The following is a 23,364-nucleotide window of genomic DNA, read 5'->3' as shown; positions in this document are numbered from 1 at the left end:
TATGATCTCAGATGGACCTAACGCTGCAGAAATCAAGACAATCACCCAACTCCAGGAGCTTTTCGACATAGATCCAGAAGGGGCTTTATCGAAAGCTAACTTCAGCCACCCGCTAAAGTCCTACCGCCTGATCAAGGCCGATGCGAAATGCCAATATGTGCGCGATGCCAAGGTTTGCGGGCAATATCACCAACACGGCTACATCGTTCAAACGAAGAACGGGATCAAGCTTTTAATCGGCCATTGCTGCGCTGAGAAGCACTTCGGAATTAACGATGATGAAGTGAAGAGCGCCTTTAGCCACCTACGGAAAACCGAATACCTCCAACGTCGTCAAGACAAAGCTCGGCAATTCCTATCGAATAGAGAGAGACTTATAGCCCAGATCGATGAGCTGCTCCAAGCAATCGATAACCTCTACAACGAAGCCGCAAGAATATTGGAGTTACTCCCCCAAAAAACGGTTAATTCGCTTATAGACCGGCTAAAAAGAAACGATGTCAGAATCACCTGGGAATACTCTATCGTTCAGAAAGAGAAGAATGAGATCGGTCGTACTGAGCCCGTAACGAGCTGGTATCCAGTGGACTTTGGCTTACTCAGAGGGTTGGGGAACTGGCTGCGGCCTCGTAGCTCTTCTCTTCTCTCTGACGTTAACGCGATTCGTAACCAGCTGGATACGCTTCCGAAGGTAGCACACCTGACTGACAGTGAATTAAAAGCTGCTGAGGCGGTCATCAAGCAGTTAGAACGGCTCAAAAGCATTAAAATAGAAGTAGCGAAGCAACGTAGTTTGATCAGAGAGTTTTGCGCAAAGGACAACTTATGGCTGCTCATTCTGCTGACTTCCAACCATGTTCTTCGTGCCGAAACTGCAAGCGCTATACATGCGATATTGGGCGAGCCACTAGAGTCAACAGCAGCTCGAATAGTAACTGATTTTGACAAGTCGCTGCGTGAAAAATATCGGGCGTCCGGCCTAAGAATTGCCAGCTAGCCCGCACCGACGCAACGTGAAGGGAGGTAAGCGGCTTCCTCGCCATCATGAGCAAAGAGGCTTTTTCTTTCACATGTGAAAGAAATTAGTGTGCATCAGGGTACGCACCTGTTCTCGGGGTGAAAGTAGAATTTGGGAAATGGAAATCGGATCGGATAGATCACAGTTACATCAATCCAAGGAATCCACCAGCGCCCGTTCTGCGCACCACATTTGCTTACCGGCAGACTTGCCTTGAGTGCGTTCTACCACCCAGCCATCACCGTCGCGCTCGATCAGGCGTACCCGATTGCCACTCTTCGTGAAAATCTTGATGTCACCTGCTTTCATGATTCCTTTCCGCTCTGTTGGACATCAGGCGTCAATACGACCATCAACATCCCTGACAGCATGCCGTACTTGCTCTCTGCTATTAACCTGGCTGACAAATAGGTTCCCGACCTCTTTGTCAGTCACGCCACAAAAGCGGGCGCAGGTGCGCGGACAGGCTGGCTTTAGTAGCGTTCGCATTGGCCGCAGGCCGATGATGAAGCATCCCTGCTTCATGTATTAACCCGCCGGGTTAATAACAGAAACACCGTCGCGTTCATCCAGATAACCCGACACAATCAAGAACGTCGCCCCTGCAGAGAAAAGCCCAAAGACCATCCGACTCAATCGATGCGCTATCTCAGCGTCCACTCCAATTGAACCCAGAGCAACAGCAATCGTGTCATTACCATACCCTGCAAGGCCAAGCCCGATGAATATGGCAATTCCCTGCAGAGCAGCACCGAAAATTATTTTTCGCGAGGTAACCATTTGACATCCCCCTTTCCCTTGAATTGGCATTCGGCTTTTTCAGAGCAGTAGGCTCTTCAATATCTCGTTTGCCCGCTTTGTCGTAACAATAGTTACAGGCGGCTTTCCTCGCTCTCGATTGCTCTCATCATGCGGCAACTGAATTTTCTTCAGCAGTCCTGGACATCGAGAGACCATCCGATTTACCACCATACGCTCTGTCCCTATAGATTCTTCGATCTCTGCAAACCTACGAGGGTGGCGGACATAGACCAGCAGTCGCAGAGCGGCGATACTGGAGATCCCTTCATCGAAGAGTTCGGCCAAGATAGGGTCTACATGCTCTAGCTTACTTGCCATAACCCAGCCCCTTTCCGTCATCTGGTGCAGCGTACTGTAATAAATAGTCGTTGGACTTCGGCATACCGACTTCACCGTCCTTGTTTACCTGGGCAAAGAATTCAAGAGCCATCAATCTATCCTTTACGGTTCGCTTCGCTCAAACACAGTCACCAAGACACGATCACCATTGTCTTCACGGAGAACCTGATACACGAATACAGATGTTGGGTGTCCCCAGAATTCTACGTTGTCAGAGCGGCCATATTTTCGCGCTTTGTGACGAAGAACTTTTTCGTCAACCTTCATCATCCGAAGCTCGGGATGCATCAGGCGGCCAACGAGAGAGGCCCATGGCTTTTTAGGAGAGCCTGAAGTGATCCGGGCCTGGTACTGCTCAACAGCATGCTGCGTGACAAGGACCCGGCCCATGGCGGGCGTCTCAATGGCGTCGTAGGTATTGGCGTAGACCTCACGCTCACCACCCAGCAGTTCCGGCTCGACCTCATCCGGCTTCGCCATGAATTCGTAGTCCTGCGAAACCTCAATGGTCACGCCCTTCATACGATTGCTCAGGAAGGCCGCAAACTTAGTAGCGTATGCCTTGTTTGATTTGCCCAGAGCCAGTTTGCGGATCGCCCCCTTCGAGACAACTAGCTTGTACCCGGCGCCAGCACCAGGCTCCCGGTCGAAAACCTTCCTATCGAACAACAAGTGCTGGAGAGCAACGAGCTCAGCTATGAGTGCGGAATCTGCATGTGCGAAGTCCAGGGTGACATCAAGGATACCTCGCTTCTTTGTACCAGCCCGCCAAAATACACGAGCCTCGGTATCGCTCTTTTTCTCAGAAATAGTAGTCAAAGTCATCATTGCTCATGTCTCCCGTGTTTTGTGAGAAGCAAATCGGGGTTACCCGTCTGCTTCTCATTGATCTCGATTCCAGACTATCACATTTCTCGAAAATGCAACCCTAGGCTATGGCTGATCTAACAGAGGTGCTGGTACGTCGAGAGGTGCAAATTGTTCAATCTCTTCCTTGCTTAGAAGTTCAGAACGTACAATTCGAATATCTTTATCTGACCTAAAAGCAAAAGTCACTTGAGTGCCTCTAAAGGTCTCAGCGTAAACTGAAACCTGTTCGCTAACCTCAATGTTTCTGTTGCCAGACTTGTTCAAATGGTATTCCTGAACCCTTCCATCTGGAAAAAATAGAGTTACATGACAAACCTTGTCTACTGAGCTCCTGATGAGCATCCAGATTCGTCCATGATTGCCCTGATCAATTAAAAAGCTTTCACCAGGGCGCCGGCTCAAGCGAAGCCGCCAGTTGTTATCATTTTGTGACATTATCAATCTCACTTACATACCATTATCCAAATCGTCACGCTGGAATTTGGCTTCGAACTTCTCTCTTGCGATTCTCCTTTCTTTGATCTCCTCAGCCTCGACATACGCACGCGCTTCCTCTTCAGGAACATTTGCCAAGACTACTCTGTCACCTTTCCATACGCTATAAGTCGGTGTTCCTTGATCACACCCTTCGTCCTTCTTTACAACAAGAGAAGAGCTCAGCATATATATCCCCCAATTAGTATCAACGGCTTTGTTTTAAACCGACATTAAAAACATGAAACAATTACACCATGAAAATTATTCACGCACAATACCAATTATCTTTTCAGGATATAACTCTTATCGCGGAGCCGCTTCAATAATACGAGGCACTCCTTCACAGACCACACCATAAACACCAGCATTCACCAAGCACCCTTGAACATAGAACCCCTGCTCAATTGTGATACGCGGAGCGTGCAAATCATCACCGGCCTGGTAGGAATGCAACTTAAGCAAAACGGGGCGCCCCTTGCGTTCTGCATGGAAGGCTCTCGCTGCATCAAGTTCGATGAAGCCCCGCCAACGCACAAACCTCAGTTCGCCGTTCCGGAGCTTCACTCCTACCGTTTCACTTGTTGGACTGTTATCGAGACGTACCTTGCGGTAGTTCCGTTGGAGGTAACAGACTGCCACTGTTCTAACTCCCCTTCCGCTGTGACCAACATAGGTCAACCGTGGTTGCTGCCGCTTGTGAAAACGGAATAAATTATCGAGTTCGACTAGCAGATTCAAATCTCCAACCTACTGCGAAATTGTTGACTTCTAGTGACTCTGGCAACGTGATATCCATCCTGTTCACTATATTGAAGTACCAAAGCTGAAATCGATGGAGCACAGTATGATTTTAGAGACTATTAAAAACTCAAAAATGGAGATTGCTCCGCCGTTATTTCAAGAGTTTTCCTCTGAACACGGAGGAGAAGCGGTTTATTTTATCGATGATCAAGCTGTCGAACGATCCTACCGGCATGGATTGACTATTTATGTTAACGTTAGAGCGGAGTATTGGAGAAACTACATTCAATTTGGTGTAGAGTCTTGGGAAGAGGCAATTGTTATGAAGTTTCTACATGAAGCAGGTCATATATATTGTGGACACTCTGGTACTCTTGACGAAAAAGGAGACGGTACCTCCCTATCGAGAGGCGCTTCTAAAGAATATCAAGATAAATGTGAAAGGGAAGCGTGGCAGGCAGCAATAGCTTGGAAACAGAGCAGATCTTTTGAAGATCTCGTTTGCGCTTTTAAAGATTGGGTTTCTACGCATCACTATAAAAATAGGACGTGGTAGTAGCTCGGACCGTATGAGGCTCAAATAAAAAGGGAGACGAAAACCGCCTCCCTTTTATTTTCACTTCTTTGTATCAATCAACTAGCAGTCAGGAGTGATGAGAGATCCGATATAGCCCTACTCCCAAAATGATGAAAGTAAGTAAAAGTGCTCCGGTGCCTATCATCTGGACGCTATTCATTTTTCGTCCCCTCCGTCGATGTCCTTTGATACTAAGAATGCTACCACAACAGACGCCATTGCGAAAATAGCGGCGAAGATCGCCTGTATCGCGCCTTGGATCTGTATCTCGTGGCAGACTTCATCTGAGAAGCCGCAAGGGCCGTAGAGGTCCTTGATAGCCCCGATTACCAGGTCAGGGATTAGCCCAACCAGGAGGGCGAGCAACACCAACTCGGTGATCACCCGCTTAAAGGTTTTTTTCCATATAGCCTCCTAACAGCTATCAGGAGGCAAACCATCCCCAATGGGGTGGTTTGCCCCATGGGGTTGGTTAATGTTTGCAATCAGCCAGAGGAGGTTAAAGGCCCACTAACTGATTGATCCTACAGATGAATATCCCGCATCCCTTTCGTCGGATAGAAGATATCCATCGCTCGATGCCGAGCCCGACTGACTTGTCCAGTCAGCCAGACTCTGCAACGAATCCAGACGCAAGCTGGACATTCGCGCCTACTGCGCACACCTTCGTGCAATGAAGTTACGAAGGTACTTGGCCCCAGGGAAGCCAAGCTTCCCTTGGCTCATGAGCACGTCATTCCAATCTACCCCCTTCGCCCGTATAGGGACTGGGAGCTTCGGAACCAGAACGAATACCTGAATGCCCATGCGTTCGAGACGTGCTTTCAGCACATTCGCTGATTTTTCGCCTGTCAAAGACTTGTCTTTGTCCGCCCAGATCAAAACCGTGTGAACACCATCCGGAACCTCGAAAGACTCCATCAGGGTTGCGTTCACAGTCGCCCATACTGGGATCTGGGTTCCCCGGTAGGCGGACAAAGCCGTTTCTACACCCTCCGCCACACCAAGAATGCCTTCGGTCGGATCTCCCAAGCGAATGGCTGCCCCCGTGACTGTGAGATCATCAGGAACAGGCATCATTTTCTTGGGCTCCGGCACTTTGGCTTTCTTGCCGGTCGGCGTCAGGTAGATGCGGTGAAGCGTGATCAACTGTCCTTCTTTGTCGCGAATGGCGCACACGATGGCTGGGAACTTCCCAACCTCGTTGCCATCTTCGTCGTAGTAGGACAGAGATGGATGGAACCGCAGACAATCACTCGCCTCGACCGGCTTCCAACGAAAAATCAATTCTCGATTATGGAAGTAGGCCCGCATCGGCTCAGTCAGATCGCTGGACATGGGCAAACACTCCTCCTCCCATACCCGAGCGATCTTCTCGCGGAGCTTCGCGCTGTACTCTCGTTGGCGTTCTGCGCGACGCTCCATCTCTTCTTGCAGCTCCATCAGCCAGGGCTTCGACTGCTCCCGAAGCAGAGGAATCACTTTGGATTCTTCAAGCGCGGGAGCCGGTTCAGCCTTAGCTTCTCCAGTGGGAGCTGGTTGGCCATGACCGCAAGCCGCCACCTTCTGCTGCTGACACGTTTGTTGCCGTTGCTGATCTTTCCTGGACAGTTCCTTTTCGACGCCGAGGAATTCACCGACAGCATCCAGTGCATCCTTGAAACTCCAGTTATTGAGCCACATGAGCAGCTCGAAGCCATCATGGCGTGGGCCGCAGGTATTGCATACAGCTCCGCCAGTTTCGAGGAAGTTCTTCTTGAACACGCGAAAACCGTCCTTGCCACCATGGACCGGACAGGCAACGTGGCGCCCTGGTTTTTTCAGGGCTTCTTCAGCATGAGGGGCAAGCGCCGACACAATGAAGAGCCAGTTACCAACCGCAGCGGCTCGAACTTTTTCAGCTTTGTAGTAGGACATAGTTCTCTCCTTTTGCAACGGTGCCCCGACATCGAGGCTTCCGTAAGCCTCCGGCGACAGGGGCTTAGGGAAACCCCAACACCGGGACTGCATCAGGGGAGATCTCCCCTCGGGGAGGGACTCCCCGTGGGCTGATTAGGATATGACAGCTCCTTCTCGGATACCTGCCATGTTTTCAGGAAAATAGTATCCCGAAAGATTCTGGTTATGAGAGCATGACGCGCTTATATTCCGAACTTTCGGACTACCCAAGTCGTACTTTTTATACGCCAGAGCGATTGCCTGGTCTTCAGTTTCCGCTATGGCGTATCCGTAGATAACGTCGGTGAAACCGAGACCAGACCCGAAGGCGTAGACCTTATCCTCATATGAGACTGTCAGAAAATAGATCTGAAATCCTGATTTAAGGCTGTATCGGGTGACCATCAGAGCGATCCTCCGTTTGGAGGGCGCAGTCATCCCGAACCGGGCGAATGCGCCCGGTGGGCTTCAGACGTTCATTGAGCGATGAGGGCCTCTTCCGAGGCCAGCATGATCACAACGTCCGCGTTGTAGGTCTTGATCACAACTTCTTCTGGCGTGAAGGAGTCGTCAAGGTTTGGCATGGGATAGTAGAAACGTGTCCTCTTCCAGCACTTGTTGTCCGTGATGGCTATCTTCACCTGCTGGGCACAGGTCCGCAGGAACAGACTCAGACAGCCATCGACAGAGTGTTTTCCATCCGCTAGGAACACCCGGTCGATCAGGCGTGGGGTCACGGTTACCTTGAACAGGAACCCGGCCTGATCGGAGAGATGATTCATGGCCATACGACCTTTGTTCTGAAAAGCCATGGCAGCGTTAGAAGAAACAGTCATTGCAGTCATCTGGTGAACTCCTGTTGAGGGGTACACCAGCCCCAGCGGGAACGGTATACCCGATGAGGTTAATAAGAGTATTTCAGGCCAGCTCGATACGCCAAACGATGGTAGGCGGAAATGAGTCGGCGACGCGCTTCACATTCGCATAGAGTGTGTCACTGAAGATACGTTCCAGGCGACGACCACCTTGATTGTAAATCAGCTTGAAGTCTTGAAATTTATTTTTCTTGGATGCCTCCTGATTCATATCGGAAGGCATCTCCAGCAGGAGAATGCCTCCCGCTGGGGTTATTTAATATGCTGTTTGTTTTCAGAGGCCAGCTACCTACATTCACTCTCAGTGAGAGCAAAACCTTCTTACCGTTATCCCCGAATTCAGAAATAATGGTAAGAAAGCTATGAAGAGCAGGAGGGGTGTCCCCCTCCTGATAGTCATGCTGCCTTGGTCGCCAGACGGTTTATGAATCCTTTGGCGTCTTTAACGGCGTATCTGACTAACTCTGAGCGGTACCCACCGTAGCTCTTGTCGTCAGTAGCATAAACGATCCCGTAGAGAGAGTCTTCACCTAATACCGTTTCGGTTTCCCGATCCAGCACTTCGGCCTTCAATCCCACTACGCGCTCTTCCCCGTCGAGCATGCTTGTCAAGGTGGCGAGCTTTGTGTCTTCGTCCCACCCATCCATGTCGAAGTCTCGACTGGGCATTTCTGAAAGGCGGACGATGTAGTTTTCAGTTGTAAACGCCCATACGACCACCTCTTCATAGGCCATCGCCTCCAACAGTTTATAACCCTCTTGCTCCAGGGTTTTCGATGTGTCAACGATGTCCTCTTTAAGTGCTTGGTAGAATCGTACCCATAACTCTCCCCACTCGGCCAGCATCGCTCGGTTCAACCCAGCTATACCAGTTATCTTCTCTAGCTCGTCATCCTCGTCGTCCGCAAAGACATCGACTATGGACTCCGACTCATCATTGAGATCCATGGAGTTGTAATGAGAGTAGCGATTCCCATGGCTATTCCGGGCTATCTCCAGAGCAACGCTGGTGTACTCCCGAATCACAAGCAACAGATTGTCTATGTGCTTGTACGCCATGAGGTTCCTTACCCGCTCAACGGCACTACCTTCAATCCGATTGGGAGAAAGCAGACGTTTCATGAGTTTCTCGGCCGAATCGTCGTCAATCCTCCCATAGAACGCTACGCCGTCACCTTGGCAATACCCCAGGCTGTACTCGACCGTGAAGTCTTCCGGATATCCCAGGGAAACCAGCCGATGTTGGAAATAGTCTTGAAGCATGTTGCTCATCGCGCATCTCCTCAAAATTAATTTGAGGGGCATTCCTCCCGCCAGGGGAGTGCCCCTGACGGGTCAGATGAAATGATGCTCCCAGACTGCAACGTCTGGGAGCATTGCTTGCACAGTCAAGCTACTGCGCTAAGCGCACATATGCTTGGCAGTCTCTTCGAAACGGGGGCCAATCAACACTGCTGTTTTCAAGGCTTCATAGTTACGCGGATAGCGCGACTTGGTTACATTCCCGTTTCTGATGTCATCAGCTTCCTTCGGAGAAACAAGCTGATGTCCTTCACTGGTTTCAGCGTAGAACCACCCGGCGTAGCGCTCATAAGCGTGTCGTTGGTACTCCTCCGTTTCCATGTTCTTCCGGATAGCATCGCTCAGGGCCTCAATCACCTCCGAATCTTTAGAGATGATATTGAACACATGCGAAACCGTCAGGAAGTTGCCAAAGAAGCGTTTAGCCCCCAGCCATGGCGTGAACATCGCTTCGTTGCGGCCCGTCTTCAACAGCGGGCTGAACGGATATGCCCGATAGCAGTGGTATCGCTCAAACATCGGATCTAGAACTTCTTTGCCCAGGACATCCAGAAGGATCTGAATGCTGTCCGGAGAAGAGCCTGCCCATTTGCTCCCATTGCTGAGGATAAGGGTTTTGCCGTCAGTACGTTCCAGAGCATCTTCAAAAATAGACATAGTGCCTTCCTCAAGTTGAGGGCGCACCACTCCCCCTCGGGGGTGGTAGCCCGAGTGGGTTATTTTTCCGCCAAGTTGACCGCATTGGGGGAATCCGGTATCCGCCTTGGCCGTGCTCGTTACTCCAACCGTCAAGTCCATACGGATTATGACCGTAGGAAGAATGGCGGATCATGAGGACCTCAATCACATCTCCCACCATACGGTGAGAAACATAGTATTTATCGGCCATTAGCGTGCGAAGCATGCTCCGCTGAGCTTCTGTCATAGGTGCTGTCCTCTTCTAAAGGGCGCACCACACCCCCTCGGGGATGGTGGCCCGAGTGGGTTTCTGTTAGTTGGTAGGGGGTTAGCCGTCGTGTCCGTAGATAACGGCGGAGCCTGGCTCCAGCGCGACTACCTGAGCACTTCCACCATCTATAAGCTCCCGCATATACCCTTTCTCAGCGTCAGGGCAGTTCTTGCAGTGAAGCTCCCAGCGAAGGAGCAAGCCTTCGGTGGCTTCTACTCGGGTGTTATCCAAGCCAATAAACTCAAAGCTCCCAGTATCGACGATCATTACAATCATGTTCTTTCCACCTGGAAGGCTTGGTTAGAAATGGGTTTCGGAGATGCGATCAAAGTCCACTAAGGCTCCATCGCCGTAGCTTTCCCGGATCTCACCGGTATCGCTTACTGAAACAAAGACCGTCTTAGTCAGACCATGTGGCTTTGTTGGATAAACGATAGTGACATGCATCCCTTTGTAGTCCTCGGAAAGCGCGGTTTTCAGCGCAGCAACGGAACCGAAAGAACGGTCATTCCCGAAGTTTTTCACTTTGAGCGGGCTCGGCAGACTAGGCGTCTGCGCCTCAAAGGAAGGACTAGGCATGGTAACCTCCAATAGCACATAGGAGGTACACCAATCCCAACTGGGATCGATGCACCCCAGTTGGGTTAGATTGAATGCTGTTTCGGGCCAGCTACCACAGAACGCCAGCAACTGCCGACATTAACCAACAGAATAACCCTCATTTTTTTATTCAACAACTCTCTATTTGCCCATTTGGGTCGAATAGCCCTCTTTGTCGAAATCTTTCACATGTGAAAGAAAAAGGCCCGGCGTGAACCGGGCCTCCGCGCTCAGGTTACCGGGCCGTCACGCTCGATGACGGGTCGCCCGCATCGTCGTAACCAACCAGCTCCACCTGCGGCAGCGCGTCGTCGTAGCTGCTCTTCAGCAACGTCAGGCGGTTCGATTGCACCGATACCTGCTCGCCGTTCACCTTCCACTCGAAGGCGTCCATGTCGCCGTCCACGTCCTCGCACTCCGCATACAGCCGCCAGGAACTGTAGCCGTCATCCACGCGGATCGAGCACACCGGGGGCTGGTTCTCCGCCACGTCCACCGTCATCGTCTTGGTGACCTCCTTGCCCATCTGCGAACGGATGGTCAGGCTCACCTCATGGCGGCCCTGCTCCAGCACCGTCCGGGCGCTGTAGCCGCTGCTCTCGACCGCCTCGCCATCCACCTGGTAGAGGCGCTCCACCACCCGGTCTCGCGGATGCCCGCCCGTCACATACGGGCGCAGCCGCAGCTCCAGCGGCTCCCGGCTGTGGTCGTTCGACGCACTGTAGGTGATCGCCACCTCATACGGCGGGGCCTCGCCGATCTCCAGCGTCCCTTCGACCACGGCCACATTGCCTCGGGCATCGCTGATCGTCACCCGCACCGGGTAGGTCCCCGGCGCCGTGATCTGGAGCCCCCGCATGTCGTCCCAGCGGTCCTCGGTCACCGTGAACCCGTTTCCTTCCGGCAACTCCCAGCGGTACTGCGGCGCGTCCAGCTGGCCCCGGAACGCGATCTCGCGCACCCGTGCCGTCACCTCCGCTGGCGCCATGCTCGCGCTGCTGCGCAGGTGCAGGTTGAAGTCGGGCCACACGTATTCCCAGACCCGCGCCCGGATGTCCTGCTTCGCCTCGGTACCGGCATCGCGGTAGCCCTTCACCCAGGCCGTGTAGCCCAGCGCCATACTGCCCGCCGCCAGGTCGGCTTCGGTCGGGCTGTAGCGCAGCGTCTCGCCGTCCACGGTCTCGCCGTTCGGCAGCGTGAAGTAGCCCGCCAGCTCCACGTCCATGCCCTTGTACGGCGGGCTCAGGCGCACCTGGTAGTCGTACGCCTTGCCGGTCTCGATCACCCGTGGCCCGGTCATGAACACGCGCGGCCCCTTCACCGGACGGAAGTCCGCATACGCCCGCTCGCGGGTGTACGCATAGCGGTCGTCATCCGGGGCAGTCGCATCGCGCACCCAGGCCTCGAAGCTGAACCGTTGCGCGGTATCGCTGTGCAGGGTCAGGGTCGGCCCTTCGTGGAAGAAGGTCTCGCCCCGGTCCTGTGTCCACTTGATGACCGCGCCCTCCAGCGGCGCACCATCCGGCCCCGTCGCCGTCGCGGTGTAGCGGGCCTCGGTGCCCACGAACAGGGTCCGCGCCCCGTCGATGGTCACCTGCGGCGCGTCGTAGGCGATCACCTCCAGCGTCTCGGTGTACGACTCCGCGCCCGAGTTCACGTTGATCACCTTCGCCCGTACCCGATACTCGCCCTTCTCGTAGGTCTTGTACCAACGGAACCGATTACGGTCGTTCGCCTGATGGCTCTCCCAGCTGCTGCCGCCATCGGCGCTGACCTCCCAGATCACGTCACCGGTCGCAGCGGTATCCGCCCGGTTCTCCAGCGCCAGCTGCAACACCGTCGCGAACGGCGCCGCGCCCGACAGGCGGCGACCTTCCAAGCTGGCGTCAATCGCGCCACCGCGTAGCACCGTCAGGAACATCCGCTGACTGCTCTCGACCCGCTCGTAGCCCTCGATCGGGCTCTTCAGGCGGGCCTGGGCCACCAGGCGCACGGCCCGTTCGATACCGCTCAGGTCCAGGTTGAACTGCACCTCGCCGGTCGGCGCATCCACGTAGTCGGTCATCGGCACCACTTCGTCGAACCGCTCCTCCCGCACCAGCCGGAGCTGCCATTCGCCCATCGTGGCCGCGTCGTAAGCGGCCTCCGGCATCAGCCGGTTGCCGATACGCACCGTGACCGGCAGCGGTGCCGTGTCCAGCGCCTCGCTCACGTCCACGTCGATCTGCGGTGCGATGTCGTAACCCGGTACCGCCACGGCCCGGACCCGCTGCTCGGTGCCAACCTCCGGCAGGATGTTGTAGGCCGCCGCGATGTTGAACACCGTCTCATCCCACAGGTCCGCCGCCTCGGTCACCATGCGCCGGAACACCTTGTGGCTGACGCCATGCCCCGGCTGGAAGGTCTCGTGGGTGGTTTCCTCGCCGTCGCGGCTCATCCGCACGTCCATCGGCGTCAGCTCGCCCTCGATGATGGCGTCTCCCAGATAGCCGCCTGCCATCGGCACCATGTACAGATCGTCGGCATAGTGGTATTCCGACAGAATGCCGATCTCCGGCGCCGGGGGATCCACCGCCTCGATGGCATGGCTCTCGGTCGCCAGCGTGACGCGGGTGCCGTTGCGGGTGAAGATGCTCACGCGCCAGCGCAGCATGTGCGTCTGCTTCTCGCGCAGGGCACCGAACAGGTTCGGGCTCTCCGAGTACGGATCCTGCTGCATCCCGTCCGGGATCTCGATCCACTCGAACAGACAGGTATTACTGCGGCTGCCGATCTGGCGGTTCTGCGCCGCGTCCTGCGCCTGGAGAGCATCCAGGGTCAGGGTGCAGGCTGGCCCCAGGGTCTGCTTCATCCGCACATCGAAGTCCTGGATCACCCGGTACACCTCGGCCAGCTCACCCAGCGGCTGGTACGCCACGGCACCGAACGCCGAACTCACCGTCAGGATGTCACCACCACCGCCGACACGGATCTTGCGGCCATCGCCGCTGAACAGGTACAGGCTGTAGCTCACCGGCTGCTCGCCCAGCGCCACCGCCTGCCCTTGCAGGGAGGTCAGCTTCAGGCCTCCGGCCTCGGCCTCCACCTGCTCCGCTTCATCCGGGGTCTGCTCCCACTCCAGCAGACACACCGGGTCGCGCACCGGGTCCGCTGCACGGGCAGCGGTCTCGTCACTGGTCAGGCGGCAGACCACTCCGGCCTCCGGCGAGGCCGTAATGCTCACCGGATCGATGACCTGGCGCACCGCCCACTTCTCGGCGGACAATTTGGCTTTGCCGACCCAGGTGTTCACGTCCAGCACCAGCACCGGAGAGTTCGGTGCCGAAGTCATCACCAGCAGGTTCGAGGAGCCCTCGACCCCGGCCACCGCAGGCCGCAGCGGCAGGTTGATGCGCCCGCCCGAGCTGGCAAAGTTGTGCTGGCTCATGACGCTCATGGTCTGGCCCGGTTCGATGCGGATGCCGTTGACCACCAGCGGCACCTCCGCATCCGAGCGCAAGGTCGCGAATACATCATAGGTACCGGAGACCACGGCCCCGTCCGACAGCGTGAGCGGCTCGGTCTGGATGATCTCCCCACCGCCCTGGCGCTGGAACTCCTGCGTCACCGCAGGCACCATCAGCTTGCCGTCCATGCCGTCCGCCAGTGATACCTGGCGAGGGCTATAGTCGAACCGGACAGACGCTTTGGCCACGTTTTGCTGCGCGTCTTTTGCCTCGATAGAGAGGGTGTACGCCTCTCCCGCCTTGAGGGAAGGGAACATCACCGGATACTCCAGCTTGTACTGCGTATCTGATACGGCACGAACCGCTAAGTACACGTTGTCCGATGCAGGACCACCTTTTAGGTTGACCGTGGTAACTGTTGGCTTAGCTGTGAGTGCATCTGTCACATCGATGGTAATCTCATCCAGTGTCGCCACAGAATTCCCATTAGGGATAGTGATTGCTATTTGTGGAGGTGTCGCATCAACAGTTAAGTCCTGGATTATTCTCGTCTTTTGTTTATTGGATGAGCTCGTATTAAACCCATCCTCGACATAAGCAAAGACATCGTATATCCCGTCAGCCATAGTGTCATAGTGGAACGATGCCCAATACTCATCCTCCTCTGCACTGATTGGCTTTACAGTCTCAGAATATGGGTTAATTACTGTTTCCTGACCTGTCCCCTTGTTCAGAAAGATCAGATCCTGTGTAATCACCTTGCTTTGACTCCAGACACGCTGCTTGTAGTCATTCTTGACTCTGTAGTGTATCCACTTTACTTCCGGCGTTTTAGTCACATGCGTGATCTGTGCTGGTGAGCCGTCGTACCGCCAGACAGGAACAACCTCTCTACTCCTTAGCTGCCCGGTTTCATCAGTAACCACAAATCGTGCATGATGCACATCGACATCGTCACCTGGGAACGGCAGATTAATATCGATCAAGCAGATAGTTCCGCCTGATGGGACCTCACACTCACCGAGATAGGTATTGCCATTTCTGGAGAGATTAACGGAAAATTTCTGCACATACTGTCTAGGTTCAACTGTTAACCTGATCTTCGTAATGGCATCAGAAGTGCCGCCTGTCTGCCCTTTGCTGATGTTATAGTTGGACCCGATCCACTGCGCTAGCCCATTTATATAAGCTTCAAGCTTAACCGGTTCGGGCGGGCGAATATCATCAGTTGCAAAGTTAACAGCGAGCCGGAACAAATGGGGCCTGTAGCCTGACGGCCCATGAATGTAGGTTCTAGTGACATCTATCAGTTTCCCATCGGTAGCCCCCACAATATCAAGATAGAGATAGTCGCTGTCTGAACTGATAACTTTAGATGTATTGGCACCATGGGGAGGATAGACCCAAGCCCCGTAAATATCGGCATCTCCACCTCCGCCGTAATACTCTGAACGAGGAACTCGATAGATAACCCGTACAGGGTTGTGGTAGATATCAATTCCTGGCTGATATGCTTCAAAGCCATCCAGCCCCATGAAGCTTGTAGACTTTCCTGTATATACAGCCACTGGTTCTGGAGGCGTAGGAGGATGCTTTGTCGCAACATAGACATCCGTCGAAGCTCGGGTTTTATTACCCGCTCTATCGTAGATATCATAGTGCCAACGCATTTTACCCCAGAATAGCGGCATATACTTCCCATTGATACTTGACTGAGTATCGTTGCCGATTATTACTCTTCCATCTGAAGTTATGTTGGCAGGAACTTTATCAGCATAGACCTTTCCTGCATTCTCACCATCTAAATAAACGGAAGTGAACTCAGCTCGGTAGACCCCCGTGCCTGAGTCTGTAACGTCGGTGAATCCAGCATCGGACGCGTGAGGGAAACTCACAATCCAGTTCCCGTCTGTATTCTTCCGATGATAGTCATGCCAGGGCTTCCAGTAGAACTCACCTCCGACCTGAGGCGGTGTCACGTCAATGTCGAAGCTGAAAGTTTCAGTCTGTATCGAAGCCCCTTGCGAGGACACAATTTCTGCCTTGAGCTGGTATTCGCCTTCTGGCGGGGCAGACAACGATAACAATGCCCCATAATACTCATTGCCGCCCACTGTGATACGGTCGTTTGCCCCCAGCAGCTGACTGGTCTCGCTGCTAACCACCTGTCCAGTGGGCTCCAGGATGGAAATCCGAACTTTCCGATCAACACCTGCGCTCAAGGCGAAGAATAAGGCACCGGTTGGGTTCGCGTAAGTGGTGTAGGCGGCACTTGGCTTTAAGGTACGCTGTGTGCCCTCCGTTCCCGTGAAGGAATACTCTAGAAGATCGGCATGGGCCGCTCCCCCAGTCAGCAACGCCAGCGCTCCTGCTATGGCCATTGCTCTGCGTTTGAGTGATTTCATCGGTTTCTCCCTTGCAAGGTGGATCAATCCACCGTCAAGGCTACCGAAGAGTCACCTCAACCCACGGGCGTCCAATTGCCCTTTTAGGGCGAAAAGGCAAGGAAGTGCTAGATTGACACGTCTTCTTCACTAACAGCCTCAAGCCTGTCTTACTAGCTTGATTCTCACACCATCTGTATTTAAGCGTCCGGGCACCCCATCTTTAGCGCCTGGCGGATAGCGAAACCCCATCTCAGGTAGTGCTTGGCATAGTCGTGGCTGCCTTTCAGCAGGGTCTCGGCCGTGGCCACGGTAAGCACCGTGTCGTCGGTAAAGCGCGAAATTTTCGAGAGAGGCGGCAGGTTATGCCCTCTCAGATCAGCGTGCTCATAGATGCTACCTACGATATCGCCGGTTACGGATCCCCACATAATTCCTTCCTTGATTCGCCGAAAGGCTGGGTGCCCGCACGGTGGATGTCTGCAGCCGCAACCACTTTGATCTACCTGGCAAGAGCGACACACAGTCACATCGATGAGAGGTGATGTAAGGCGATCCGTCCTGGGCTGCGTACACATCGCTAGTTTCCTTTCGATCTGCCGGTAGCTCGAAATCTGCTGCAGAAGATGTCGCAGCGTCTTGTCACAATAGCGGGAACTAATCACATAACTCCCACAAATGTTCCATCTAATCGCTTTTGTCGTATCAGGTACCGTCTCAAAATGCTAGAAACATTGACCGCAATTAGATCTAGTGCTAGGTCTTATACTTAATGAACTACAAGGAAGTAACCGTTATGAAGAGGGTACCTTCGCTGATTTCCCTGCGGTCATGCATGATCATCTTGGCCCTCAGCACCAATCTCACAGCCTGCAGTCTCCTTAACCCGTATGTAAATTCCTCGGAGTTGAAATTTGTCGACCCAAAGGCTCCGGATAAAGAATCGCAGCCTTGCTCGACCTTGCCCAATGATATGCAAGAGGCAGTGAATTGCGCCCATGTAGTTCAATCCAAGTATGTTGAAAACATGGGCGAGCAAGCCATGTTGTCCTCTGTGAGCGGGGTAGGACTAATCTCCCTTACGGCCTACACTGCCGGCATTGCGATTAACGATGCTCACACCACTAATGTGACCGATTTCGCCCTCGGCGCCTCAGCTATTTATGGTATGTCACAGTGGCTCTCCCAACCGGAGAGAACCAAGATATACGGCCTCGGTATTAAGGCGGTGCAGTGCGCCGTGGATGCGTCGGTCCCATTCCAGACAAACTCTGCCAACATGAAACAGTTTGACACAGATGTCAAAAACCTCCGAACACAAATCAAATATACCAGCAGGGACCTTGAAACAGTGAAAGTCCTGCTGGATAGTAATACCCAAACGGTTACAAAACTCACGGAGTTGGATAAAGCAAAGGTTACCAGTGCGAGGCAGTCCATTGACGAGGCGCGGACATCCGCCACAACTGCAGGACAACTCATCGCGTCCTACAATCATGCACCCTTTGAACTGGTGGCCACAGTGAATCGAATCAATGCCTCCGTAAATGCTGGCCTAGGTGACTCCATTCAATCCATGAGCGCGCTACCAGGTACGCTCAGCGGCATTCTGGATATGTATTCCCACTTAGAGAGCGGGTACGTAGCCCATGGCTATAGTCCAGAAGGTGAAACCAAGAATGGCGGTGCCGAAACAGAGATAAAAAAGGCGGAGATACCTGGCCTCGCCAAGGCATTATCCAATCTTGATAATTCCCTTAATGAACTAGCCGCTATGAGTGCCGAAGTCGAACTGGGAATTGCTACCTATACACCAAAAATTCCCAAGCAATCGGCGGAAGCATGTGGTGTAGACCTGACCAATCTACGAACGGCTATTACCTTCGTTCCTACCACAGTTACCTTCGGTAACGACAAATCTCCTTTGCTGTCAGTACAGATATCTGGCGGTTCAGGCTCTTATGTTTCCAGTTACGATGACTCAGCTCTGGAAATCAAACACGTACCACCCTTCGGCCCCACCCTCCAGATCAAGCCTAAGGATAAAGCGTCTCGTGGCACCTATAACGTGACCGTCGAGGATACGGGAGGGGGAAAAGGTATTCTGTCTGTCATTATTGATTAAGGCAACGAGTTCGGGTACTTAAGCTGTAGACCAGCTGGAGGCAGCTGTGGCGTTCTTCCAGGAGAATGGGCTACCGATACGCAAGCTTGCTTACCAAGCAGGCGAATCGACGCGCACTGTACCACAGACCAAACGTACGCCGATCTAACGCCAAAGTGGGATTAAGCTATATAACCTGAAGACCCCATGACCCAAGGTTGCCTGCAGGAGACCTCGGAACCTGCTGCAGGTGATGACATTACCGATATCCTTTCCGGATCCGACCAAATAACTCATCCACCTACTACTTCCCTCCGAAGTTCTTGGCAAAGTAGTCGATTACTTTTGAAGCCTGGGTGCCTTGACGGAGTCGCTTCTGTTCTTCAAAGTCAATCGACGGGACCATATGTATAAACTGGTGTTCGGCGTATAACGACATCACATGTTCTGGGTCCAGCAAAGCGGTACGCAGTCCAGTCAGCCCGTTTGCTGCCTCAATGGCCGCACCAATCATGACATCTGCAATCTGCACGGCGGGACTGACCTTTGAATCCACTTGTGAGACCGAGGTCAGCTTGAGCGGGAATTTAATGCTCGCAATATCGGATTGCCTAAACTCTATTTCATTCTGATGATCGATTAACCGCTGAAGTAAGGAGTGATAGTTCCGGAGGTTCTTGGACTCATCGTGTTCGATGCAATACGCTCCGTCCGACATGATCTCCGTTCGGCTTATCAGGGATTGCAGTACTACCATAGCTGCGTCTGTAGTTACTCCCGGTGTTGCGATGGCAGCTAAGCATTCCGGCGAGGCATACGCCAGCGGCCCCAAGGCTTCTGGCAGCTCTCGCCACTTCAAGCGATTGGCCGCTTCTACCAAGGCGCGTACCGAGTTATCAGACTTTACCTTCACGGCATGCTGAAACGATGCCAGTAAGGCCTCAAACTCCTCTCTTCCAAATAGACTCGGCCCAACGGTGTAGAGCAGCGAGGCTAATGAGTAATTTTGGCCATCCTCGTAAAAGTCAAAACCGCGTTCGTAGTAGAAAGGCTCTACGGCATAGTCCAAAAACATCAGAACTAACAAGTAGCGTTTATTACAAACGTAGGTCACACACTTATGCTGTGACAACACTGTACCGATTAGTTCAAGAAGAGGCTGGCGGTAGGAAGATCGCTTAACAAGCGACCGATACTTCAATTCGGCTGCCTGCAGCTTAGGAAAAAAATGCCGGATTAGATACTCAGCATCTTCATTACTGAGAGCGATGGCCGTGGCTCCCTGGAAGCGTTGTATGGGGTTGAACAGATCAAACCCCGTGTACCCGCTTTCATCGATCCGATAGCATTCCATATGAATCACCTCCGGCATTCAGGCTAGTAGCGTTCCCTTGGAACTACCAGCTACTCGGAAACTGCACCATTACCACTACATGTTGTGCTTAGTCAATCGGCGACTATCACCACATATAGTATGTGATTGTGGTTCTGGAGGTCGCGTGGTTGGGAATGACAGAAAAGGAAATCATTAATGAGCGAGAAGGAGCTGTATCGTACAGCGAGACGAGAGGATGCCGGCTGGTACGTGATCGCGTTGATCGTGATTGTTGTAGGATTCTCCATCACTGAGTTTTTAGCGCTGCCTCGATCATCCCGCCAGTGGTGTTGATTGCCTGGGTTCGTCGGGCCAGTGCTTCGCCTGCAGTTTCCTTCAGATTTCATCTCGCGATGGACACCCTTGCCGTTCGGCTAATCGTTCCCCTTGCCGGGCCGATAGCGGACTTTCACCGCCAAGTCATCATGCCGCCACCACGCGTACCGGAACAGCGCCAGTCAAGGCGCTTTGCGCCGTGCCTGGCGCACACAAAAAAAGGCCCCACTCGCGGGGGCCTTTACATATCAGCTAAACAAGTCAAGGGTTACGCTACCCTCCTCGTTGGAGGGCTCCAGCTCCGCTAGAATAGCCCTGTGCTCGTCATCGCTGATGCTATGGTGCCTGACAAAGGTTCGAAGATCAGTTTCTCCGAGGTTGCTTTGCAACCGAGTCCAATACTGCGCTCTTCTGAGAATCTCATCGTAGTCCTGCGCACGCCCCTTAGCTAGCTTGACTAGACCACGATTAAGATAGAATTTTGCAGAATCACTCGGTGTTAAGCTCTTTGCTAAGTCATATAGTTCTTTATCAAATTCATCAACAAAAAGAAGCGCATCCATGCTATCTACAGTCAACTCATCTGCTTCTTCGTAATACACGATTCTGCGTTTCGAGTTGGTGTATTTGTCTCGAATCGTCCGCATTGGTGGTCGATCAGGATAGCGATTATTGTTTGTTGCTTCGAGATAAGAGTCCATCAAGCCGTCTTCATGAACTGGGGAGTCGTACTCCTCAAATTTAAACCAAAGTATTGACGGAATTTCACCTCGCTCGAAGGGCTCGATATCCGGAATCGGATACCGTTTTCCGAGGACACGAATTTCGTACCACTCGGCTAATGCACTAAACGCATGGTCTGTTCCGAATGACATTGACCAGGCAAAGTCGATGGCCACAAGCATTTTGGGAGTGATAAACTGAAACATCGGACCGCATAATGTTCGGTTATCCTCTGTATCAGCAATCTCACCTGTGGTGAAACGCCCGTCATGCTCTAGCGCACGTTCCTCCTCTTCAATATCCAGCGTGAGCAAGTAACGGAGCAGATCACGTCGCATCGTTGCCGAATATGCCGTCGCCGTCACAGCGATGTATCCCGCAGGGGAAGCTCTACGCCCTAACCAATCGCGACGGGACATATCCCACCTTGTTTTAATCAAGAAATCCCTTAAAACATTGAGACCATTCAGGTATCGATATTTCTTAGGATCAGTTTCGATCATTGCCGTTAAGCTACGATCCTTCTCTCCTGTCACGGTGCAAAATACGCAGCCAAATCTCGCACCACAAGAAGCTTTATTCCCCCCATCTCCGGTTATCACGGCGCACATTCCGTCATTGGCATCTCGATAAAGATCCAAACACCAGTTAAAGTTCTCGACAAATGTCTGTATGACGCCTCCCCTATTTTTGTCGCAGGCCATAAGCAGCATCCATACATCGTCCACTTCCCAATCCGCAATAATAGCTTGGCTCAGACTACCATCGTCATTCACTGTGACTTTGGTGGCACTGTCTCCACGCTCACGCATAGCGTTACCACGAGATCTGGATTCTGAGAATCGGGTTCCAACCAGTGTTACCAAATCCCCAGGATTTTGAAAGGTCTTCAGCAATTGCTTAACAGCTTTCCTTTGTGGTTTGATTTTCCAATCGACGCTGCACGAGCGCTGGGCTCCGACAAAGACCGGCAATTTGCCGCGACCAATCGTTGCATATTGAAACGACCCCGAAAGAGAGGGCTGTACCTTCACGGCTTTTACCGGGAGTTGATATCGCGCTGCAAACATATCAAGCTCAGTCATCATTGCCTCAGCGTAAATATCGAGCGCGGGGTTTTCAATGCCAGTATTAGCATGTGACACAAACATGGTTTGCGAATGCGATCCACGTTCAACACGCCGCTTTAATGCCTCAAGGACCAGGACCAGAACAGCGGATGAGTCTTTGCCGAAGCTACACGCAACCTGAATGGTTCTGTTCTGCTCGAACAAAGCATCGATCTGGGCAATGGCCTTTTCAGCTTTCTCGATGATCTCTGAAAAGCGTCCAGCATTTGTTCTGGGCGCTGCGGAAACAGCGATCATGTTCATAATAGCCTCCAGTACTCAGGAGGAGGCTAGCCCCTATCAGGGGACAGGCCCCCGGTAGGGTTAGTATGGAATGCTGTTTGTTTGTGGCGGCCAGCTACCGCACATAAGCGCCAATGGCACTTTCCGAAAAAGCCTCTCCTGATTAGGCTTTTTGGAAAGCGTGGGGGATCTCCCCCAGCGCTTTTGGTATCAAGTAGTGTCCCAGAAAGCGGCAAGCTCTCTAGGGTTGGTTGTGCATCAAGTTGAAAAACTCAATGGCATCCTCGCTATCACCCAGTTTGATATGGTAGATCGCGCTATCTATCAAGTTTACGGCATCATGATGCCGATAGCATGGAATTTCGTCATGAGTTCTGGCCCAGTAGTCACCGAACGCCGAGAACAACTCCCTGCATTCGATGGTGGAGCCGTTAAGCAGAGCTGACTCCATTTGACGAGCATAGTCTTCCTCCGCCTTAGCTTTACTGTCAGCCTTTTCAAGCAGAGAGAGAGCTTCTGGCCTTTGAATAGCCGTCAGATAGTGACGCAGCTTCTCAAGCGTTTCATCCAAACTGTATGGGTTTCTCAACTTTATGGAATCTTGCATGCTCCTTCTCCATGAAAGCAGGAGAACACGGCCCAAGAGGGCTTCATGATCCCCTTGGGTTATGACGCAGGGCAAAGCGAAGCCCACATCGGGACTCACTTTGCCCGATGCCGGCTGTTACTGGCTTTATCCCAGAATGAGAGGGATGACGCCGTTTAGGAATCCCATGATTCCCAAAACGGCACCAACAACGCCCAGCTTAATTGACAGTTGGACACTCTGATCTGGGTGGTACCAGAACCATTGCCAGACTTCCCAGCGTTTGGCTCTGCGAACCTCCAGATTCACTGTGTCTTTCGACCGGATACCTAAGGCATCGACCGCATCGTAGTCTAACGCTACAGCGCACTTCGGGATCGAGAGATGCCCCGGATTCCCCATCGCATATCGAAGAACTTTGGTTCTGCTCTCGGGGTTTACGATCATCACCGGCTCTCGACGAAAAAAACGGTTTCGATCTTCCCTTCTTGAGTCGATGTTACGGTTATTCAGTCGGACGATGCTGTGCTGAAGACCGCTGTCCTCCATAGGTAGGCGAACTACGGTATCAATTTTCATGATGGCCTCCATATAATGGGGCCGGAGCACCTACCTTGCGGCGGCACCCCGG

At 52.9% G+C, this 23,364-nt stretch carries 24 protein-coding genes and 1 pseudogene; 4 read left to right on the top strand and 21 right to left on the bottom strand.

The window, feature by feature from the left end; all coding sequences use genetic code 11:
* Position 1: 1 nt before the first annotated feature.
* The gene (locus ACFQDL_RS32685; protein ID WP_379913588.1) at positions 2-997 is read left to right on the top strand and encodes a hypothetical protein; all 996 of its coding nucleotides are present in this window, start codon (positions 2-4) and stop codon (positions 995-997) included.
* Positions 998-1,168: 171 nt separating this feature from the next.
* Here ACFQDL_RS32685 and ACFQDL_RS32680 read toward each other — a convergent pair whose 3' ends face one another.
* From ACFQDL_RS32680 to ACFQDL_RS32660, 5 genes are all read right to left on the bottom strand, one after another.
* On the bottom strand, positions 1,169-1,327 hold the full coding sequence (locus ACFQDL_RS32680) for a hypothetical protein (protein WP_379913587.1): 159 nt from the start codon (positions 1,325-1,327) through the stop codon (positions 1,169-1,171).
* Between the two features lie 219 nt (positions 1,328-1,546).
* Positions 1,547-1,798 (bottom strand): hypothetical protein, encoded by a 252-nt coding sequence (locus ACFQDL_RS32675; protein ID WP_379913585.1) that lies wholly within the window; start codon positions 1,796-1,798, stop codon positions 1,547-1,549.
* A 328-nt stretch (positions 1,799-2,126) separates the two neighbouring features.
* Positions 2,127-2,249: a hypothetical protein gene (locus ACFQDL_RS32670; protein ID WP_379913583.1), complete on the bottom strand. Its 123-nt coding sequence runs from the start codon at positions 2,247-2,249 to the stop codon at positions 2,127-2,129.
* 11 nt (positions 2,250-2,260) lie between these two features.
* A complete protein-coding gene (locus ACFQDL_RS32665) occupies positions 2,261-2,986 on the bottom strand; it encodes a hypothetical protein (RefSeq protein WP_379913581.1) in 726 nt (241 codons plus the stop codon).
* A gap of 489 nt (positions 2,987-3,475) precedes the next feature.
* Positions 3,476-3,691, bottom strand: a complete 216-nt coding sequence (locus ACFQDL_RS32660; protein WP_379913579.1) for a hypothetical protein — start codon at positions 3,689-3,691, stop codon at positions 3,476-3,478.
* Between the two features lie 658 nt (positions 3,692-4,349).
* Between ACFQDL_RS32660 and ACFQDL_RS32655 the strand changes: the two genes are divergently transcribed.
* The gene (locus tag ACFQDL_RS32655) at positions 4,350-4,802 is read left to right on the top strand and encodes a hypothetical protein (RefSeq protein WP_379913578.1); all 453 of its coding nucleotides are present in this window, start codon (positions 4,350-4,352) and stop codon (positions 4,800-4,802) included.
* A 177-nt stretch (positions 4,803-4,979) separates the two neighbouring features.
* On the opposite strand, the gene ACFQDL_RS32650 is transcribed toward ACFQDL_RS32655, so the two are convergent.
* From ACFQDL_RS32650 to ACFQDL_RS32595, 12 genes and pseudogenes are all read right to left on the bottom strand, one after another.
* Positions 4,980-5,207 (bottom strand): hypothetical protein, encoded by a 228-nt coding sequence (locus tag ACFQDL_RS32650; RefSeq protein ID WP_379913576.1) that lies wholly within the window; start codon positions 5,205-5,207, stop codon positions 4,980-4,982.
* 267 nt (positions 5,208-5,474) lie between these two features.
* Positions 5,475-6,740 (bottom strand): DUF7146 domain-containing protein, encoded by a 1,266-nt coding sequence (locus ACFQDL_RS32645; protein WP_379914175.1) that lies wholly within the window; start codon positions 6,738-6,740, stop codon positions 5,475-5,477.
* A 135-nt stretch (positions 6,741-6,875) separates the two neighbouring features.
* Positions 6,876-7,166 (bottom strand): hypothetical protein, encoded by a 291-nt coding sequence (locus ACFQDL_RS32640; RefSeq protein ID WP_379913572.1) that lies wholly within the window; start codon positions 7,164-7,166, stop codon positions 6,876-6,878.
* A 71-nt stretch (positions 7,167-7,237) separates the two neighbouring features.
* Positions 7,238-7,606: a hypothetical protein gene (locus ACFQDL_RS32635; protein WP_379913570.1), complete on the bottom strand. Its 369-nt coding sequence runs from the start codon at positions 7,604-7,606 to the stop codon at positions 7,238-7,240.
* 73 nt (positions 7,607-7,679) lie between these two features.
* A complete protein-coding gene (locus ACFQDL_RS32630) occupies positions 7,680-7,847 on the bottom strand; it encodes a hypothetical protein (RefSeq protein WP_379913568.1) in 168 nt (55 codons plus the stop codon).
* A 185-nt stretch (positions 7,848-8,032) separates the two neighbouring features.
* Positions 8,033-8,908, bottom strand: coding sequence for an NgrC (locus ACFQDL_RS32625; RefSeq protein WP_379913566.1), 876 nt, complete (start codon positions 8,906-8,908; stop codon positions 8,033-8,035).
* Between the two features lie 129 nt (positions 8,909-9,037).
* Positions 9,038-9,595, bottom strand: a complete 558-nt coding sequence (locus ACFQDL_RS32620; protein ID WP_379913564.1) for a pyruvate dehydrogenase — start codon at positions 9,593-9,595, stop codon at positions 9,038-9,040.
* 349 nt (positions 9,596-9,944) lie between these two features.
* Positions 9,945-10,163 carry a hypothetical protein gene (locus ACFQDL_RS32615; protein ID WP_379913563.1) on the bottom strand — a complete coding sequence of 73 codons (219 nt, stop codon included), beginning with the start codon at positions 10,161-10,163 and terminating at the stop codon, positions 9,945-9,947.
* Between the two features lie 24 nt (positions 10,164-10,187).
* Positions 10,188-10,466 carry a hypothetical protein gene (locus ACFQDL_RS32610; RefSeq protein WP_379913561.1) on the bottom strand — a complete coding sequence of 93 codons (279 nt, stop codon included), beginning with the start codon at positions 10,464-10,466 and terminating at the stop codon, positions 10,188-10,190.
* A gap of 256 nt (positions 10,467-10,722) precedes the next feature.
* Entirely contained in the window at positions 10,723-14,121 is a 3,399-nt protein-coding gene (locus ACFQDL_RS32605; RefSeq protein ID WP_379914212.1) for a hypothetical protein, read from the bottom strand.
* A gap of 9 nt (positions 14,122-14,130) precedes the next feature.
* Positions 14,131-16,314 (bottom strand): annotated as a pseudogene (locus tag ACFQDL_RS32600) (Ig-like domain-containing protein); the annotation flags it as partial.
* Positions 16,315-16,517: 203 nt separating this feature from the next.
* Positions 16,518-16,748, bottom strand: a complete 231-nt coding sequence (locus ACFQDL_RS32595) for a hypothetical protein (RefSeq protein WP_379913559.1) — start codon at positions 16,746-16,748, stop codon at positions 16,518-16,520.
* A gap of 341 nt (positions 16,749-17,089) precedes the next feature.
* Between ACFQDL_RS32595 and ACFQDL_RS32590 the strand changes: the two genes are divergently transcribed.
* Positions 17,090-18,442, top strand: coding sequence for a hypothetical protein (locus ACFQDL_RS32590; RefSeq protein ID WP_379914173.1), 1,353 nt, complete (start codon positions 17,090-17,092; stop codon positions 18,440-18,442).
* A 283-nt stretch (positions 18,443-18,725) separates the two neighbouring features.
* On the opposite strand, the gene ACFQDL_RS32585 is transcribed toward ACFQDL_RS32590, so the two are convergent.
* Positions 18,726-19,775 (bottom strand): hypothetical protein, encoded by a 1,050-nt coding sequence (locus tag ACFQDL_RS32585; protein WP_379913553.1) that lies wholly within the window; start codon positions 19,773-19,775, stop codon positions 18,726-18,728.
* Positions 19,776-19,952: 177 nt separating this feature from the next.
* Here ACFQDL_RS32585 and ACFQDL_RS32580 point away from each other — a divergent pair, with 177 nt between their 5' ends.
* Entirely contained in the window at positions 19,953-20,090 is a 138-nt protein-coding gene (locus ACFQDL_RS32580) for a hypothetical protein (RefSeq protein ID WP_379913551.1), read from the top strand.
* 230 nt (positions 20,091-20,320) lie between these two features.
* Here ACFQDL_RS32580 and ACFQDL_RS32575 read toward each other — a convergent pair whose 3' ends face one another.
* From ACFQDL_RS32575 to ACFQDL_RS32565, 3 genes are all read right to left on the bottom strand, one after another.
* Positions 20,321-22,168, bottom strand: a complete 1,848-nt coding sequence (locus tag ACFQDL_RS32575) for a phosphoadenosine phosphosulfate reductase domain-containing protein (RefSeq protein WP_379913550.1) — start codon at positions 22,166-22,168, stop codon at positions 20,321-20,323.
* Positions 22,169-22,388: 220 nt separating this feature from the next.
* Positions 22,389-22,754 (bottom strand): hypothetical protein, encoded by a 366-nt coding sequence (locus tag ACFQDL_RS32570; RefSeq protein ID WP_379914171.1) that lies wholly within the window; start codon positions 22,752-22,754, stop codon positions 22,389-22,391.
* Between the two features lie 126 nt (positions 22,755-22,880).
* Positions 22,881-23,312 carry a hypothetical protein gene (locus ACFQDL_RS32565; RefSeq protein WP_379914170.1) on the bottom strand — a complete coding sequence of 144 codons (432 nt, stop codon included), beginning with the start codon at positions 23,310-23,312 and terminating at the stop codon, positions 22,881-22,883.
* Positions 23,313-23,364: the final 52 nt, after the last annotated feature.

Origin of the sequence: Marinobacterium aestuariivivens (genome assembly GCF_042661465.1) — a bacterium.
GTDB classification, from domain to species: domain Bacteria; phylum Pseudomonadota; class Gammaproteobacteria; order Pseudomonadales; family Balneatricaceae; genus Marinobacterium_A; species Marinobacterium_A aestuariivivens.
Note: the sequence above shows the minus strand (reverse complement) of the source record. Positions and strands in the feature narration are given on the sequence as shown.

Bases quoted from the DNA above. Each gene is read 5' to 3' on its own strand.
- ACFQDL_RS32670 (WP_379913583.1), bottom strand. From the start codon at position 2,249: ATGGCTCTTGAATTCTTTGCCCAGGTAAACAAGGACGGTGAAGTCGGT.
- ACFQDL_RS32685 (WP_379913588.1), top strand. From the start codon at position 2: ATGATCTCAGATGGACCTAACGCTGCAGAAATCAAGACAATCACCCAA.
- ACFQDL_RS32575 (WP_379913550.1), bottom strand. From the start codon at position 22,168: ATGAACATGATCGCTGTTTCCGCAGCGCCCAGAACAAATGCTGGACGC.
- ACFQDL_RS32660 (WP_379913579.1), bottom strand. From the start codon at position 3,691: ATGCTGAGCTCTTCTCTTGTTGTAAAGAAGGACGAAGGGTGTGATCAA.
- ACFQDL_RS32645 (WP_379914175.1), bottom strand. From the start codon at position 6,740: ATGTCCTACTACAAAGCTGAAAAAGTTCGAGCCGCTGCGGTTGGTAAC.
- ACFQDL_RS32635 (WP_379913570.1), bottom strand. From the start codon at position 7,606: ATGACTGCAATGACTGTTTCTTCTAACGCTGCCATGGCTTTTCAGAAC.
- ACFQDL_RS32615 (WP_379913563.1), bottom strand. From the start codon at position 10,163: ATGATTGTAATGATCGTCGATACTGGGAGCTTTGAGTTTATTGGCTTG.
- ACFQDL_RS32625 (WP_379913566.1), bottom strand. From the start codon at position 8,908: ATGAGCAACATGCTTCAAGACTATTTCCAACATCGGCTGGTTTCCCTG.
- ACFQDL_RS32610 (WP_379913561.1), bottom strand. From the start codon at position 10,466: ATGCCTAGTCCTTCCTTTGAGGCGCAGACGCCTAGTCTGCCGAGCCCG.
- ACFQDL_RS32580 (WP_379913551.1), top strand. From the start codon at position 19,953: ATGAGCGAGAAGGAGCTGTATCGTACAGCGAGACGAGAGGATGCCGGC.
- ACFQDL_RS32675 (WP_379913585.1), bottom strand. From the start codon at position 1,798: ATGGTTACCTCGCGAAAAATAATTTTCGGTGCTGCTCTGCAGGGAATT.
- ACFQDL_RS32605 (WP_379914212.1), bottom strand. From the start codon at position 14,121: ATGGACGGCAAGCTGATGGTGCCTGCGGTGACGCAGGAGTTCCAGCGC.
- ACFQDL_RS32630 (WP_379913568.1), bottom strand. From the start codon at position 7,847: ATGAATCAGGAGGCATCCAAGAAAAATAAATTTCAAGACTTCAAGCTG.
- ACFQDL_RS32620 (WP_379913564.1), bottom strand. From the start codon at position 9,595: ATGTCTATTTTTGAAGATGCTCTGGAACGTACTGACGGCAAAACCCTT.
- ACFQDL_RS32565 (WP_379914170.1), bottom strand. From the start codon at position 23,312: ATGAAAATTGATACCGTAGTTCGCCTACCTATGGAGGACAGCGGTCTT.
- ACFQDL_RS32585 (WP_379913553.1), bottom strand. From the start codon at position 19,775: ATGGAATGCTATCGGATCGATGAAAGCGGGTACACGGGGTTTGATCTG.
- ACFQDL_RS32655 (WP_379913578.1), top strand. From the start codon at position 4,350: ATGATTTTAGAGACTATTAAAAACTCAAAAATGGAGATTGCTCCGCCG.
- ACFQDL_RS32570 (WP_379914171.1), bottom strand. From the start codon at position 22,754: ATGCAAGATTCCATAAAGTTGAGAAACCCATACAGTTTGGATGAAACG.
- ACFQDL_RS32640 (WP_379913572.1), bottom strand. From the start codon at position 7,166: ATGGTCACCCGATACAGCCTTAAATCAGGATTTCAGATCTATTTTCTG.
- ACFQDL_RS32665 (WP_379913581.1), bottom strand. From the start codon at position 2,986: ATGATGACTTTGACTACTATTTCTGAGAAAAAGAGCGATACCGAGGCT.
- ACFQDL_RS32595 (WP_379913559.1), bottom strand. From the start codon at position 16,748: ATGTGGGGATCCGTAACCGGCGATATCGTAGGTAGCATCTATGAGCAC.
- ACFQDL_RS32680 (WP_379913587.1), bottom strand. From the start codon at position 1,327: ATGAAAGCAGGTGACATCAAGATTTTCACGAAGAGTGGCAATCGGGTA.
- ACFQDL_RS32590 (WP_379914173.1), top strand. From the start codon at position 17,090: ATGAACTACAAGGAAGTAACCGTTATGAAGAGGGTACCTTCGCTGATT.